The sequence below is a fragment of the Myroides odoratimimus genome (assembly GCF_038039805.1).
Classification (GTDB): Bacteria; Bacteroidota; Bacteroidia; order Flavobacteriales; family Flavobacteriaceae; genus Flavobacterium; species Flavobacterium odoratimimum_B.
The window spans coordinates 83347-98000 of record NZ_JBBPHK010000005.1; the positions used below are offsets into that span (position 1 = coordinate 83347).

Consider the following 14654-nt stretch of genomic DNA (forward strand, 5'->3'; position numbering starts at 1 on the left):
ATGGCATCTAATCCAAAAAGTTTAGGAAACCGCGTAGGATCATTACAATGTGATAATACTACCTTACACTTATTAAAAGCAAATGACTTTGTTGCAAATGCTATTAGAGAACGCTTAAAAAACGCTTGTGTTATTAATGTTTGTTCTTCTCCTGGTTCTGGTAAGACGACTTTAATGCAAGAAACAGGTAAACGTCTAGGAAAAGACTTAAACATATCAGTATTAGTAGGAGATCCAGAAACAGATAGAGATGCTGTTCGTATGAAAGAAGTGGGATTAAATGCACTTCAGATTGTAACAGGAGGAATGTGTCATATTGAAGCACAGATGATTCTTCAAGCTCTAGATCATATTGATTTAGAAGGTACTGATTTATTATTCATAGAGAACGTAGGTAATTTATTATGTCCATCTGCTTTCGACTTAGGAGAAGATTATAGAGTAACGTTGTTAGCAACTACAGAAGGAGATGACAAACCTAAAAAGTATCCACGTATGTTTTTGACTAGCGAATTAATGTTAGTGTCTAAAGCTGATTTACTTCCTTATGTTCCTTTTACAGTAGAGAATGTAACGAAAGATGCTAGAGAGGTTAACCCAAATATTGAAGTATTGACGATTAGTACAACGAATGGAGAGGGAATAGACGAGTGGTGCGAATGGTTAAAAGAACGCGTGAAAGCTAAAAAAGCGAATGCAGCAGAGTAATTCACCTATGCAACAAACAATTTATATAGATGATATTCAACCTCGTGAACGAATTGTCGAGGGAATAGATGTGTTTGAAATCGAATGGTTCGAAACACAAAAGCATCTATTTCATCGATTGACTACTAACGGGGTTGAACTACATCTGCTGAAAGAGGATAGAGACTGGCAACATGGAGATGCATTGTATTGTCAAGGAGAATTAATAGCACAACTAGTTGTTAAACCCACTTTAGCAATATTGTTTAAATCGGATAAAGGGCATGAGGTAGCTGATTTCTCTTTTTATATTGGCAATAGGCATCTACCTGTGTTTATAGAAGGAGACAACACCTTCTTAGTACCTTATGATGGTAATCTATATGAACAATTGGTAGGTAAGTTTACTAATAATATCGTATTAGAGAAGAGACAGTTGCTCACACAACATTTGCTTAAAAAGAAATACAGTAAATAGGGAACTGAAAACAGGGAATGGGAAACAGGAAATTGAAGGCCGATCGTAATGTAAACCGTTAACTGTAAACCGCAACTCAGTTGTCGCGTATTTGCAATCCGTGACGAGTAAATTCTAAGAATTATGAAATTAAGATATTTAATAACTGCATTGTTTTCACTTGTATTGTTACAATCGTGTAAACAAAGTACAACTACATCTACTGTAGAATCGACAAATACAACTGTATCAGCTATTGATAGCCGTGGTAAAGAGGTTCGTTTATCTAAACCTGCTACACGTGTGGTAGCGCTATACGAGGCTCTAGTAGATGATGTGTTTATGTTAGATGCACAGGAGAAGTTGGTGGGTATTCCTCAACAAATTTATTTGAATGAAGATACTTTCTCTTTTCTATCTACTTTAGATAGTCGTATGGCTATGAAAGAGATTGCAACACCTACTTTCGGTGGAGGGGCTTCTAATGTGGAGGCGATTATAGGACTTCAGCCAGACTTAGTCATCACTTTTGATCAAGATGCAGAAGCTGTAGCTCAACTAGAAGATCTAGGTATCGCAGTGTTTACTATTGCTAGTGAAGATAAAAGAGGTATTATTAGTGAACTAAAAGGAATAGGAACACTACTCGGGAAAGCTGATCGCGCTACTAAAATCACAGATTATATAGAAAAAGAAGTAGCAGAAATGGAAGCTTCTAAAGTAGAAAGCCCAAAGAAAGTATATTATGCTTGGTCTAAAGGACGAGTACTTTCTACTTCGGGTAAAGGTACTTTAATGGATATGGCGATCACATTATCAGGGGCTATTAATGCATGCCCTTTAGAGATGCAAGCTCCTAATGTAGGAGCGGAGATGCTATACAAGTGGAATCCTGATATCATTCTTCTGTGGAACTCTAATGAGTGTGATGTATATGGACTAAGCGAATTAGCTAACCTACCAGCAGTAGTCAATAAACAAGTGAAGGTTATGAAGCCTTCGTTCTTGTATGATCCACATACAGTGAAGTTTTTATTATTTGCCAAACAGGTTCGTCAATGGAGTTACCCAGAGTACACAGAAGATGCGCTAAGAGCAGAGATAGATGAAGCTATGAATATATTATACAATACAAAAGGTCAGAAATAAACCATATATGAGATATAGCATTAAAGTTGGGCTATTGTGGATCATCCCTATTTGGTTATTAATAGGGTCTCTTATGTTGGGAACTACGGGGACTTTATCTCCATCAGAATTATTTACTCATGCTGTGAAGTGGTTTAGTAATTCAGAACTCTCTACAGACCCGATAGATACGATCTTGTGGAAGGTGCGTTTGCCCCGTATTATCTTAACGTTTTTAGTAGGTGCCTCTCTTGCTGTATCAGGAGGAGTGTTACAAGCTATTTTTCGCAATCCTATAGTAGATCCATTTACTTTAGGTATCTCTTCAGGAGCGGCTTTTGGAGCAGCCTTAGCTATGTTATTTCCCTTTATATCGATTAATCTATCTGCCTTTGCCTTTGGGATATGTGCTGTCGCATTGACTTATACAGTATCCTATGCAGGGAGTCGTACTTCTATAGTAAGTATGGTCTTGTCAGGAATTATCGTGTCAGGAGTATTTACTGCTTTGCTAACCTTGTTACAGTATATGAGTGATCCTTATAAACTACAAGCGATAGTACAATGGACAATGGGAAACTTACACACTGCTTCATGGTCTAAAGTCTACACTGCGTTTGCACCTATACTTTTGGGTTTATTTATAATTGTATTGCTGCGTTGGAAGCTTAACCTTTTGTCTTTAGGAGATAATGAAGCTTTAGCAGTAGGAGTGAATCCTAAGTATTTAAAGCTTGTACTTATCTGTGTGGCGACAATGATTACTGCCTCTTCAGTAGCAGCAGTAGGAGTGATTAGTTTATTCGGACTGATTGTGCCTCACATGAGTAGAATGATATTTGGACCTAATAACAATATTGGCGTTTGGGCGAATATTAGTATTGGAGGATCATTCTTATTATTGATTGATGATTTTTCACGTGCTGTAATGCCTTTTGAGATTCCAGTAGGGGTATTCACGATGATTATAGGTGCCCCTATATTTATTTACTTGATGAAGAAAAGTTTAACGAGTTGGAGCGCATGAGACAGATAATACATATTAATAATCTATCCTTTTCTTATGGAAAAGAGATTGTATTGGATAAAGTTAACGCTTCATTTGAACAAGGAAAACTATCTATCATACTAGGGCGAAATGGAAGTGGTAAGTCTACGATGTTTAACATCTTAGCGGGTTTAGAGAAAAAGTATGAGGGTAAAGTGTCTTTTGATGGACAAGAACGCAGAATGATTAAACCAGGTAAGGAACAACATATCCGTATTGGTTTTCTAAATCAGTTTCATCAGACTACTTTCCCCTTTACTGTAAAGGAGGTGATTTTGACAGGAAGGGCTTCATTTGCAAAATTCTCTCCTTCAGAACAAGATTTTGAAGAAGTAGAAGGAATCTTATCTCGCTTTGGGTTATCTCATTTGATAAACAAACCTTATACTTCTTTGTCAGGAGGAGAGCGTCAGCTTGTTTTGCTTTGTCGTGTATTGGTACAGAAACCAGAGATATTGATGTTAGACGAACCCACTAATCACTTAGACTTACATTATCAGGTAGCGGTACTTAAGTGTATTAAGCAATTGGCAGAAGAGGGAACAACAGTTCTGTGTGTGATGCATGACCCCAACCTTGCTTTTATGTACGGAGAACGCTTTTACTTAATGCAAGAGAAGCAGCTAATCGGCATACAAGAGATACAAGGGGACGAGTTACACCGATTGTTAGAAACAACGTATCAATTGCCCTTACACCGTATAGACAATCAAGGTAAACCTATGTTTATGCCTTTAATATAATTGGTATTATGAATATCCAGATCAGTAAAGTAGAGTTACATCAAGCTCAAGATATAAAAGAATATGTCAAAGCGTTTAGAAAAGGTCTTTTCCCTATGTTAGATAATACTATAGTCCCCCAAGATCTTTTAAATTTTGAACAGACTTATCTTTTGCATCCAGACGGATGTTTTCTACAGGCAAGAGATTGTGATGATAATATTATGGGGGTAATAGGGATGATGCCTTATGATTATCGGTTTGATTATTTAGATTATAGAGATAATCGTATAGTAGAGGTAGCTCGTCTTTTTGTAGAACCTCCTTATAGACGTACAGGGTTAGCAACTAGGTTATTTTATGCTTTATTAGAAGTAGCGAAGGAGAAAGGGATAGAAATAATGTATTTACATACTCATCCTTTTCTGACAGGCGCTTTTGAATATTGGCAAAAACAAGGTTTTCAACTCATTAAAACGACGATGTATGGCGAGTTTGAGACCCTGCATATGGATAGAAAAGTCAGAGATAGATAGCTAGGATTATAGGCTCTTACTGCTGCTTTATATTACCTCTGCTTTGAATAAGGCTGTAGTGTTTATAATGTAAGTCTATGCTGATTCCGTTATTTTAAGCAAAATAACGGAATCACTACGGAATCACAACGGATATACTACGGACTTATTCCAAAGTAAAGGCAAACTTGAGTACATCTACATCGGATATAAACTAAGAAACACATTTACTAATGAAAACATATTTAAACAAATTAGGAATAATAGCATTGTCTCTATTACTTCCTTATCTCTCTAATGCCCAAACTTCTCAGAAGGTATCGGGTAGAATATTAGGAGAAAAGAATACTCCCATAGCTTATGCTACTGTTACGATTGGTACTGATCATGTAGAAGAGAGTGATGAAAGAGGGGAGTTTACAACAGTAGATCAAGTGCAGTTTCCTCTTTTACTACAGATTAATGCACTGGGATATAAGCAGAAGTCAATAGAGCTTACAGAGGCGAGCTATAAAGAAGGTTTTGTCATTAAGCTTGAAGAAGACGTGAGTCAATTACAAGAGATTCTGGTGACAGCGAGAAGAAATAATTCTTATTTAACCAACTCTACAGTGTTAGGCGGAAAGTACAATGGGAGAATAAAGGATTTGCCTCAGTCTATCTCTATTGTATCGAGTGAGTTAATGGAGGACAAACAAGTGTTCCAAGTAGCAGATGTAATCCCTGATTTGGCAGGTGTAACACAGGCATCGGTTTATGATGAGTTTGTTATCCGTGGATTTAAAAGTGGATATGACAACGGTATTCGTCTAATAAATGGAATGCGTTCTGCTTATGGTTTTGGAGAGAGTTACTATCGTTCGCCGATGACGATTAACTTTGAGAGTATTGAAGTCCTTAAAGGGCCAGGGGCTTCTTTATTTGGAGATATTGCTCCTGGAGGAACAATTAATATGGTTACTAAAAAACCATTAGAAAATCACAAAGGATTAATTAATTTCTCAGCAGGGAGTTTCGAGACCTTAAGAACTACTATTGATGTAGGAGGACCTATTGATAAAGATAAGAAGATATTATATCGTTTAAATGCAGGGTACGAAAGTTCTAAAACCTTTAGAGATATTAATAACCGCAAGAATTTTGCGGTAGCGCCTTCGTTCACGTTTAAACCAGTGGAGGGAACGAGGTTTGATGTAGATTTAGTATTTGATCAATTCAATGGTTATTTAGATAGAGGTATGAGTACTAAGGGTGGAGATTTATATGCTTTGCCACGTACCTTTACCTTGAGCCAACCTTCAGATTATTTTAAGACAAAGACTACGACACTTAGTGGACGCTTAACACAGCGTATTACAGATAATGTAAATCTACATGTGAATTATATGAAGTCTATCTATGAAGAAGACTTAAATGAGCACAGAACACTAAATACATATGCTAACCCGCCAGAGAACACGGTGGTGAACCTGCGTTTCTTTGATCGTCATGGTAAGGAGTATACGGATAACTTTGTATCTTATTTAAAATGGGATAAATATGGCAAAAATATCGACCACCATATCGTAGTAGGAGTAGATTATGCTCAGTATAAGGGTGATAAAAATAGCTATCAACGCGAGGCGCGCAGTAAGAAAGAAAATGGAGAGGTAGTAGCTTTGACTTTTGACATGAATAATCCTGTATATCAAGGTGCTGATATTACTAATTATGTATGGAGATCAAATACACAATATCCTTTTATGAGCCCTTACAAGAGCACAGGAGTTTATATCCAAGATCAGATCTCTGTAGGAGAAAGATTAAAAATGGTATTGGGGTTGAGACATGAGAGTTATAAGTCAGAGAGTACAGATACTAAGGTTCCTTTTACAGCGACTCAGAATGCTTGGCTACCTAGAGTTGGGTTAACTTACCTTATCAATGATAAGATTAATTATTTCGCTAGTTATTCTCAGGGATATGTGCCAGTGGCTGCTAACTTTGTAGCGAATTATAAAGATTACGGAGCGGATAGTGCGTTTAAGTCAGAAAAGAGTTTCCAAGTAGAGACAGGGCTAAAAACAGGTTTCTTTGATAATCAGTTGCAAATGGATTTCTCTTTATTTAGAATCGAAAGAAGAGATATGCTTATCGGTACAGGACAGTTGACAGAAGCAGGATTACCAGTGTATAGACAGTCAGGGAGAGTAATCTCTCAAGGGGTAGAGTTAGATATGAGAGGACAGCTTACAAAAGAGTTTCAAATCATGGCCAACTATACTTATAATGACACTGAGGTGAAAGAGTCTGCTATCGCTTCAGAAGAAGGACAATTGTTACCTGGAGCACCTAAGAACTCAGCTAGTATTTGGTTAAAGTACGTATTTTCAGATACAGCACTTAAAGGATTGGGATTTGGGGCAGGAGCCTATTATGTAGATCAGCGCAGACTAAGTGAAAGCGTAGGCAAAGATGCTCAAGGGAATGCTCAGTGGGGATATTTACCAGCTTATATGACGGCTAATGCAGCAGTATATTATCACTTAGACAAGTTTAAATTAGCTGTCAATGTGAATAATATATTTGATAAATATTACTTCCTTGGAGGATTTGACTATACAAGAGTGTTCGCAGGCGCACCTCGTAATGTGATGGTGTCATTAGGATACAATTTTTAGATATATGATATATCACAGATTTTAAATTTGTGACAATTAAAGAACCTCAATAGATGTATTCTATTGAGGTTTTTTATTTGCTAAAAAAGATTAAGCTTCTTTGAATTGATTTATTTTATTGGTTTAGTAATCAGTATTTTAGTTGTGGTTAATAATGCTAAAGTTATGTTCGAAAATAAGCATCTAGAATTTAAACAACAGCTAACTTCAGATTTAGAAAAAGAAGTTGTCGCTTTCTTAAATAGCAATGAAGGAGGTGTACTCTATATAGGTATTAATAATAAAGGTATCCCTATAGGGGTAAAAAATCTTGATCAAGAGCAATTAGTTATTAAAGATCGGTTAAAGACTAATATACTTCCTTCGTGTTTAGGTCTATTTGATCTAGTTGTTGAAAATACAGAGGGCAAGAATGTTATAAAAATTATTATAGCAGGAGGATCTGAGAAACCTTATTATATCAAGAAATATGGAATGTCAGAGAAAGGAACGTTTATTAGAATAGGAAGCTCTTCAGAACCCATGACCACTAAACTAATAGAAGACTTATATAGTAAACGGACTAGGAACTCTATTAGTAAGATTAGATCTCCTAAACAACAATTACAGTTCCAACAACTACATATCTATTTTCAGTTTATCAATAAGACATTGAATGAGCAGTTCGCTACTAATCTAGAGCTTTTAACCGAGAAAGAAGAATATAATTATGTCGCTTATCTAATGAGTGATAGCAATAGTGTCTCTGTTAAAGTAGCTCGTTATATAGGGCTAGATAGGGTAGAGTTAGAAGAGAGTAATGAGTTTGGTTATGAATCATTGATAAAAGCAACTCACCAAGTACTAGATAAGTTAAATGTAGAGAATCGGACTCTAGCTAAAATCACAGCAAAAGAAAGGAAAGAAAGGCGTTTATGGAATGTAATCGCTTTGCGGGAAGCTGTTTTAAATGCCTTTGTGCACAATGATTATACTCGAGAGATCGCTCCTAAGTTTGAGATATTCGATGATCGACTAGAGATTACTTCCTATGGAGGATTGCCTGACGGACTGTCAAAAGAAGAGTTTTTTTATGGTTTTTCTGTACCTCGAAATAAAGAAATCATGCGAATATTTAAAGACTTGGATCTAGTAGAACAATTAGGGTCAGGTGTACCTAGAATATTACAGGCTTATGGTACAGATTGCTTTCAGTTTTCAGAAAACTTCTTGAAGATTACCCTTCCTTCAGCAGAACCTCTTGTACTTATTGAACATGATGCCATGCAAGATAATGTGCAAGCTACCATTCATGATACCGTGCAAGATAGCATCCATGATAACGTGCATGACACCATGCAAGTAAACATCCATGATACCATGCAAGATACCGTGCAAGATAACATGCAAGACAACGTGCAAGATACCATGCAAGACAACGTGCATGATAACATGCAAGATACCGTGCATGATACCATGCAAGACAACGTGCAAGATACCATGCAAGACAACGTGCAAGATACCATCCATGATAACGTGCATGACACCATGCAAGATAGTCCCCAAGTTATAGAGCTTTTAAAAGCTTTTATTGATATACACAGTAGAGAAGAATTACAAGAGAAATTAGGGCTATTAAATAGAGATAATTTTAGAAGAAATTACTTGCAAGCAGCTCTTGAAAGAGAATATATTGCTTTGACAATTCCTGATAAACCTACAAGTCGTAACCAGAAATACTATTTAACTGAAAAAGGGAAAGCAACAGCAAAGAGTTTACTTAAAAAGAAGCGATAGTATAAAGTAAAGAGTTGGTTTTATTCTTTAGTAGTGATTATAGAATATTTGATTTTCTTTAGAAATATGTATTAGTATTGTGGTGTATTTAGTAAGAATGATTACTTTTTTAGGGTTTTCAGTATTATTATTTTGGATTAAAACAATGCCGTCGACAACTTCTTAGATGTCTATTGTTGTATAAGGATAGTAGGATTGTGTTTGATAGGGAAGTTTACAGAGTTAGCGATGAAGCAATATTCATTGGCTTTATGATGTAGTTCTTTTGCTTTTTCGACCATATCTTTATTAGTTACAACTACCGTAGGATGGAGTGTAACTTCAATAAATCTACCTTTGCCATCTACTTCTTCTATCATTACACCAGTCACATGATCTGTATATGCTACTACAATAATATTATTTACAGAGCAGAAGTGTAAGTACCACAACATATGGCAAGAAGATAGAGAAGAAATAAGCATAACTTCAGGGTTGTGTTTGGTCTTATCTCCTCTAAAAGCAGGGTCAGATGAACCTAATATAGCAGGTTTATAATCAATTGTAATAGAATGATCTCTTTCATAGTTCTTGTAGTTATCAGTTCCTGTTCCTTTGTTACCTGTCCACTCTATGGTAGCTTGATAGTTATGTGTTTTCATTGTTGTGTGTTTTATGTCCATAAAGATAAAGACAAGTTTAACGATTTATGTTCTGAATTGCCTATTTTATGGTAGTATAGTCAAGATTTGTGCTATTAGATGGAGTATATAGATTTTATCTTTGTGGCATAATTAAGAACAAGGTATATAACGCTGTTATGAAAGCATTATCTCGAATTATCGTTTTGTGTTTTTTTCTCTTTCATTTTGGATTTGTATTTGCAAGCCAACGTGTAGAGACAGGGAAGAATTATGCCGTATCAGGTAAGGTTTTGTTATCTGATCAAGTTAGCAAGAAAGAAGCGTCTAAAGTTTTTTGTCAAATAGAAGTAGAGGTGGAATATGTAAGTTCATTAGACACTAAGGACTTCTCTACAGAGAAAATAGATTTAGGTGATGTACTACACTTTCTGCATACATACGTTTTTAATGAGCGTTTTACTACACCCGTTTTAAGTGAGGACAATGTATCTGCTTATCTGCAACAGCATAGAGCGAAATATTTGCTATATCAGTCACTTAAGATTCCTCATGGGATAGTTTAAAAAAATAATGACTACAGGGTAATTGTGGTCAAATCTTTGCTACTTAGTTAATCAATCAATATGTAGCCAATGTAGTTAAATCTATGTTGGAGTGTTATTCTATTTTTTCAATTTTAATTAAAAATATATATGCATTTATTACCGAGAGAAACGGAAAAGTTGCTTTTGCACTTGGCTGGTGAATTAGCCAAAAAGCGTAAGGCTAGAGGGGTAAAACTAAATTATCCTGAATCTATAGCTTATATCAGTAGTGAGCTTTTAGAAGCGGCACGAGATGGAAAAACAGTAGCAGAGTTAATGCAGTATGGAGCTACACTATTAACACGTGAAGATGTAATGGACGGAATTGCCGAGATGATTCACGATGTACAAATAGAAGCTACTTTCCCTGATGGAACAAAGCTAGTGACAGTACACAACCCTATTCGATAATTTAATACGTCAACAAATGGTTCCAGGAGAATATTTTATTAAAGAGGAAGATATCATCTGTAATGAAGGTAGAGAGATTACTACCATTACAGTAGTTAATAAAGGAGATAGACCTATCCAGGTAGGGTCTCACTATCATTTTTGTGAAGTTAATAAAATGATGGAGTTTGACCGTGCTGCGGCATTTGGTAAACGATTAAATATTATTGCTAGTACAGCTGTTCGTTTTGAACCAGGAGAAGAAAAAGAGGTAGACTTAGTACCTTATGCAGGTGCACGTAAGATATATGGACATAACGATTTAGCCAATGGAGAAACAATCTCTGAAGAAGCTAAAGCTATAGCGATGAAAAAAGTAGAGAAACAGTACTTTAAAAACAAATCATTATGAGTTTAAAAGTTGGTAGAGCAAACTACAGTGCAATCTTTGGTCCTACAGTAGGAGATAGAGTGCGCCTAGGAGATACAGAGATTATCATTGAGGTAGAGAAAGACTTTGCAAGTTATGGAGACGAGAGTAAGTTCGGTGGAGGAAAAACTGTACGCGACGGAATGATGCAATCTTCTAATCACCTTAGTCATGAAGGCGTGTTAGATATGGTGATTACAGGAGCGATTATTATTGATCACTGGGGTATCGTGAAAGGAGATATCGGTATTAAAGATGGTAAGATAGTAGGTGTAGGTAGAGCAGGTAACCCTGATACGATGGATGATGTGAGTCCTAATATGATTATCGGGGCTTCTACAGAAGTACATGGAGGAGCAGGGTATATCGTTACAGCAGGAGGTATAGATACTCATATTCACTATATCAGTCCTACACAGATAGAGACAGCCCTATACAGTGGAGTGACAACCATGATAGGAGGAGGTACTGGGCCAGCAGATGGAACAAATGCAACAACTGTGACTCCTGGTAAATGGAGTATTAGACGTATGATGCAAGCTGTGGATCACTTACCTATGAACTTTGGTTTCTTCGGAAAGGGAAATGTAGGTACAGAACAGCCTATTATCGAACAGATCGAAGCAGGAGCTTTAGGAGTAAAGATACACGAGGATTGGGGAGCTACTCCAGCTACTATCGATAGAGCGTTATCTGTAGCAGATCAATATGATGTGCAGGTAGCGATACATACAGATACGTTAAATGAAGGAGGATTCTTAGAAGACACAATGCAAGCAATTAATGGACGTGTAATCCATACATTCCACACAGAAGGAGCGGGAGGAGGACACGCACCTGATATTATAAAATCTGCAATGTACCCTAATGTATTGCCAGCGTCAACTAACCCGACAAGACCATTTACAAAGAATACAATCGATGAGCACCTAGATATGCTAATGGTGTGTCACCACTTGAGTAAAGATATTCCTGAAGATGTAGCTTTTGCGGATTCGCGTATTCGTCCTGAGACTATTGCTGCTGAAGATATCTTGCAAGACCAAGGAGTATTTAGTATTATGAGTTCTGATTCTCAAGCTATGGGACGTGTAGGTGAAGTAGTCACTAGAACATGGCAAACAGCTGATAAGATGAAGAAACAAATCGGTAGTCTAGCAGAGGATGAAGGAACAGGGAATGATAACTTCCGTGCAAAAAGATATGTAGCGAAGTATACAATCAACCCTGCTATTGCTCATGGGGTATCTAATTATATCGGATCGATAGAACCTGGTAAAATAGCTGACTTAGTGATATGGAAACCCGCTTTATTTGGTGCGAAACCAGAGATGATTATCAAAGGAGGAATGATAGCTGCGTCTAAAATGGGAGATGCAAATGCGTCTATCCCTACACCACAGCCTATTATCTTAAGAACGATGTATGGAGGATTAGGAAAAGCAGTAACTAACACTTGTTTTAACTTCGTCTCTAAGGTATCTCTAGAAAAAGGTATTCAAGAAGAATATGGGGTCGCTAGAACATTACTTCCAGTGACTAACTGTCGTAATATCTCTAAAGCAGATATGATTCACAATCATGCTACACCAGAGATTATTGTGAATCCAGAGAACTATGAGGTAAGTATAGATGGTAAGAAAATCACTTGTAAACCAATAGATGAGGTGGCACTAGGACAGCGATATTTCTTGTTTTAAACTATAAGAAACAACAAACAAATAAACCAACAACAAGAGAATACAAGGTTTTTTAACCCTGTATTCTCATTTTTAAGTAAACGTAAGAATGCTAGTAACTCAAGCGATAAGAAATTGTAAGTCAGAAGAGATAGAGAAGCATATCGATTATCTATACATCGAATGGTATCAAGTAGAGAAGCGTATTCAACGTCTAGTGACAGCTGAAGGGGTATCTATTGCTATTCGTTTTTTAGGTAAAGGGCAGAGTTTAAAAGATGGGGATATCCTATATGAAGACCAGCAAAAAGTAATCATGGTATCTATTTTGCCTTGTGAAGCTATTGCCTTTACAGCATCTGATATGATTACATTAGGTTTAGTGGCTTATGAAATAGGAAACAAGCATATTCCACTTTTTGCTGAAGGTAATAGCTTGTATATGCCTTATGAGCGTTCAATGCTGGAGTGGTTTGACAAAAATGGATATACAATAGAGATTGTAAATAAGAAGTTGAAATGCCCACTAAATGCAAATGTTGATTTTGAACAACATAAGAAGTTTACGTTTACGCTGCCTAAAGGTAGTTTATCATTAAAATTATAGAATATGCAAGAGTCATTTTTAGGAAGGTTATTGCATTTAGCAGATCCAGCATTACCCATAGGGGGATATACACATTCTAATGGGTTAGAAACCTATGTACAAAATGGGATGGTGTGTGATAAGATATCAGCAGATCAGTATATAAGACATAATCTATGGTATAATATTAAGTACAATGATGCAGCACTAATGAAGTTAGCCTATGATGCTACTGTGTTGGGAGATTTTAAAGAGCTAATCGCATTGGATCAAGAGTGTAATGCACTAAAAGGGCCAATGGAAATAAGACAAGGTAGTCAGAAGCTGGGATTGCGTTTATATAAGATATTTAGTAGATACAGTGGAGAGCATGCTGTAGTACAACAATGGGAACAATTGATTAAGGCAAAAGAAACTTATAATCACTATTGTATCCTTTATGGAGTCTTTGCAGCAGTAATGCAAATTCCTTTAGTAGAAGCTATGCATGCATATTACTACAATGCAGCTATAGGGATGGTTACCAATGCTGTAAAGCTAGTACCACTAGGGCAACTAGATGGGCAAGATATTCTGTATTACTTACACGATGATTTATTGAAACTAAGTGAAGAGTCATTAGTAATGGATAGAAACCTTATCGGTCTGTGTAATATTGGTTTTGACATCAGATGTATGCAACACGAACGCCTTTATTCAAGACTTTATTTATCATAAACAATCAACAATATGGAAAATAGAAAATATATTAAAATAGGAGTAGGAGGACCTGTTGGATCAGGTAAAACAGCTCTACTTGAACGATTGAGTCGTCGATTATTAAATGAATATGATCTAGCTGTAATTACTAATGACATTTACACTCGTGTAGATGCAGAGTTTATGGCTAAGAATAGTCTATTGCCAAAAGATAGAATTATAGGAGTAGAGACAGGAGGATGCCCTCATACTGCTATACGCGAAGACGCGAGTATGAATCTGGAAGCTGTAGATGAGTTAGCTAATCGTTTTCCTGATTTAGAGTTGATTTTTATTGAGAGTGGAGGAGATAACTTATCTTCTACCTTTAGCCCTGACTTAGCCGACATTACTGTTTTCGTATTAGATGTAGCAGAAGGGGAGAAAATGCCAAGTAAAGGAGGACCAGCCATCACACGTTCTGACCTGTTGTTAATCAATAAGAAAGACTTAGCTCCTTATGTAGGTGCAGATCTAAATGTGATGGAGGCAGATGCAAGACGAGTGAGAAAAGGAGCCCCTTTCTTATTCTCTAATTTAAAAACAGGAGAAGGGTTAGAAGATATAGTGGGTTGGATTAAAAAATATGCTTTGTTAGAGGATATTGAAGAACCTAATTTATTGAGATAGT

16 protein-coding genes are annotated in these 14654 nt (G+C 36.5%); 15 read left to right on the forward strand and 1 reads right to left on the reverse strand.

What is annotated here, in order from left to right; all coding sequences use genetic code 11:
• From hypB to AABL85_RS06350, 8 genes are all read left to right on the forward strand, one after another.
• The gene (gene hypB / locus AABL85_RS06315; protein WP_341309549.1) at nt 1-708 is read left to right on the forward strand and encodes a hydrogenase nickel incorporation protein HypB; all 708 of its coding nucleotides are present in this window, start codon (nt 1-3) and stop codon (nt 706-708) included.
• Nucleotides 695-1165 (forward strand): urease accessory protein UreE, encoded by a 471-nt coding sequence (locus AABL85_RS06320; protein ID WP_341309550.1) that lies wholly within the window; start codon nt 695-697, stop codon nt 1163-1165. The genes hypB and AABL85_RS06320 overlap by 14 nt, the downstream gene beginning before the upstream one ends.
• 123 nt (nt 1166-1288) lie before the next feature.
• Nucleotides 1289-2293 carry an ABC transporter substrate-binding protein gene (locus tag AABL85_RS06325; protein ID WP_341309551.1) on the forward strand — a complete coding sequence of 335 codons (1005 nt, stop codon included), beginning with the start codon at nt 1289-1291 and terminating at the stop codon, nt 2291-2293.
• A gap of 7 nt (nt 2294-2300) precedes the next feature.
• Complete coding sequence (locus AABL85_RS06330; protein WP_341309552.1) at nt 2301-3299, forward strand: iron ABC transporter permease; 999 nt, start codon at nt 2301-2303, stop codon at nt 3297-3299.
• Nucleotides 3296-4063 (forward strand): ABC transporter ATP-binding protein, encoded by a 768-nt coding sequence (locus AABL85_RS06335; RefSeq protein ID WP_341309553.1) that lies wholly within the window; start codon nt 3296-3298, stop codon nt 4061-4063. The genes AABL85_RS06330 and AABL85_RS06335 overlap by 4 nt, the downstream gene beginning before the upstream one ends.
• Before the next feature lie 8 nt (nt 4064-4071).
• Nucleotides 4072-4578 (forward strand): GNAT family N-acetyltransferase, encoded by a 507-nt coding sequence (locus AABL85_RS06340; RefSeq protein ID WP_341309554.1) that lies wholly within the window; start codon nt 4072-4074, stop codon nt 4576-4578.
• Nucleotides 4579-4790: 212 nt separating this feature from the next.
• Nucleotides 4791-7217, forward strand: a complete 2427-nt coding sequence (locus AABL85_RS06345; RefSeq protein ID WP_341309555.1) for a TonB-dependent receptor — start codon at nt 4791-4793, stop codon at nt 7215-7217.
• Nucleotides 7218-7382: 165 nt separating this feature from the next.
• Nucleotides 7383-8993 carry a Fic family protein gene (locus AABL85_RS06350; RefSeq protein WP_341309601.1) on the forward strand — a complete coding sequence of 537 codons (1611 nt, stop codon included), beginning with the start codon at nt 7383-7385 and terminating at the stop codon, nt 8991-8993.
• A gap of 170 nt (nt 8994-9163) precedes the next feature.
• Here AABL85_RS06350 and AABL85_RS06355 read toward each other — a convergent pair whose 3' ends face one another.
• The gene (locus tag AABL85_RS06355; RefSeq protein WP_341309556.1) at nt 9164-9634 is read right to left on the reverse strand and encodes an OsmC family protein; all 471 of its coding nucleotides are present in this window, start codon (nt 9632-9634) and stop codon (nt 9164-9166) included.
• A gap of 158 nt (nt 9635-9792) precedes the next feature.
• On the opposite strand from AABL85_RS06355, the gene AABL85_RS06360 reads away from it, so the two are divergent.
• From AABL85_RS06360 to ureG, 7 genes are all read left to right on the forward strand, one after another.
• The gene (locus AABL85_RS06360) at nt 9793-10179 is read left to right on the forward strand and encodes a hypothetical protein (RefSeq protein ID WP_341309557.1); all 387 of its coding nucleotides are present in this window, start codon (nt 9793-9795) and stop codon (nt 10177-10179) included.
• Between the two features lie 129 nt (nt 10180-10308).
• A complete protein-coding gene (gene ureA / locus AABL85_RS06365; RefSeq protein WP_006258220.1) occupies nt 10309-10611 on the forward strand; it encodes an urease subunit gamma in 303 nt (100 codons plus the stop codon).
• 16 nt (nt 10612-10627) lie between these two features.
• Nucleotides 10628-11002 carry an urease subunit beta gene (gene ureB, locus AABL85_RS06370; protein ID WP_341309558.1) on the forward strand — a complete coding sequence of 125 codons (375 nt, stop codon included), beginning with the start codon at nt 10628-10630 and terminating at the stop codon, nt 11000-11002.
• Nucleotides 10999-12720, forward strand: a complete 1722-nt coding sequence (gene ureC / locus AABL85_RS06375) for an urease subunit alpha (RefSeq protein ID WP_041892670.1) — start codon at nt 10999-11001, stop codon at nt 12718-12720. The genes ureB and ureC overlap by 4 nt, the downstream gene beginning before the upstream one ends.
• Before the next feature lie 88 nt (nt 12721-12808).
• Nucleotides 12809-13306 carry an urease accessory protein UreE gene (locus AABL85_RS06380; RefSeq protein WP_341309559.1) on the forward strand — a complete coding sequence of 166 codons (498 nt, stop codon included), beginning with the start codon at nt 12809-12811 and terminating at the stop codon, nt 13304-13306.
• A gap of 3 nt (nt 13307-13309) precedes the next feature.
• Nucleotides 13310-14002, forward strand: coding sequence for an urease accessory protein UreF (locus tag AABL85_RS06385; protein ID WP_341309560.1), 693 nt, complete (start codon nt 13310-13312; stop codon nt 14000-14002).
• 12 nt (nt 14003-14014) lie between these two features.
• Entirely contained in the window at nt 14015-14653 is a 639-nt protein-coding gene (gene ureG, locus AABL85_RS06390; RefSeq protein WP_341309561.1) for an urease accessory protein UreG, read from the forward strand.
• Nucleotide 14654 lies beyond the last annotated feature (1 nt).

What these genes read in the sequence shown, in the direction of transcription:
- hypB (WP_341309549.1), top strand. Translation starts at nt 1, where the DNA reads ATGGCATCTAATCCAAAAAGTTTAGGAAACCGCGTAGGATCATTACAA.
- AABL85_RS06320 (WP_341309550.1), top strand. Translation starts at nt 695, where the DNA reads ATGCAGCAGAGTAATTCACCTATGCAACAAACAATTTATATAGATGAT.
- AABL85_RS06325 (WP_341309551.1), top strand. Translation starts at nt 1,289, where the DNA reads ATGAAATTAAGATATTTAATAACTGCATTGTTTTCACTTGTATTGTTA.
- AABL85_RS06330 (WP_341309552.1), top strand. Translation starts at nt 2,301, where the DNA reads ATGAGATATAGCATTAAAGTTGGGCTATTGTGGATCATCCCTATTTGG.
- AABL85_RS06335 (WP_341309553.1), top strand. Translation starts at nt 3,296, where the DNA reads ATGAGACAGATAATACATATTAATAATCTATCCTTTTCTTATGGAAAA.
- AABL85_RS06340 (WP_341309554.1), top strand. Translation starts at nt 4,072, where the DNA reads ATGAATATCCAGATCAGTAAAGTAGAGTTACATCAAGCTCAAGATATA.
- AABL85_RS06345 (WP_341309555.1), top strand. Translation starts at nt 4,791, where the DNA reads ATGAAAACATATTTAAACAAATTAGGAATAATAGCATTGTCTCTATTA.
- AABL85_RS06350 (WP_341309601.1), top strand. Translation starts at nt 7,383, where the DNA reads ATGTTCGAAAATAAGCATCTAGAATTTAAACAACAGCTAACTTCAGAT.
- AABL85_RS06355 (WP_341309556.1), bottom strand. Translation starts at nt 9,634, where the DNA reads ATGAAAACACATAACTATCAAGCTACCATAGAGTGGACAGGTAACAAA.
- AABL85_RS06360 (WP_341309557.1), top strand. Translation starts at nt 9,793, where the DNA reads ATGAAAGCATTATCTCGAATTATCGTTTTGTGTTTTTTTCTCTTTCAT.
- ureA (WP_006258220.1), top strand. Translation starts at nt 10,309, where the DNA reads ATGCATTTATTACCGAGAGAAACGGAAAAGTTGCTTTTGCACTTGGCT.
- ureB (WP_341309558.1), top strand. Translation starts at nt 10,628, where the DNA reads ATGGTTCCAGGAGAATATTTTATTAAAGAGGAAGATATCATCTGTAAT.
- ureC (WP_041892670.1), top strand. Translation starts at nt 10,999, where the DNA reads ATGAGTTTAAAAGTTGGTAGAGCAAACTACAGTGCAATCTTTGGTCCT.
- AABL85_RS06380 (WP_341309559.1), top strand. Translation starts at nt 12,809, where the DNA reads ATGCTAGTAACTCAAGCGATAAGAAATTGTAAGTCAGAAGAGATAGAG.
- AABL85_RS06385 (WP_341309560.1), top strand. Translation starts at nt 13,310, where the DNA reads ATGCAAGAGTCATTTTTAGGAAGGTTATTGCATTTAGCAGATCCAGCA.
- ureG (WP_341309561.1), top strand. Translation starts at nt 14,015, where the DNA reads ATGGAAAATAGAAAATATATTAAAATAGGAGTAGGAGGACCTGTTGGA.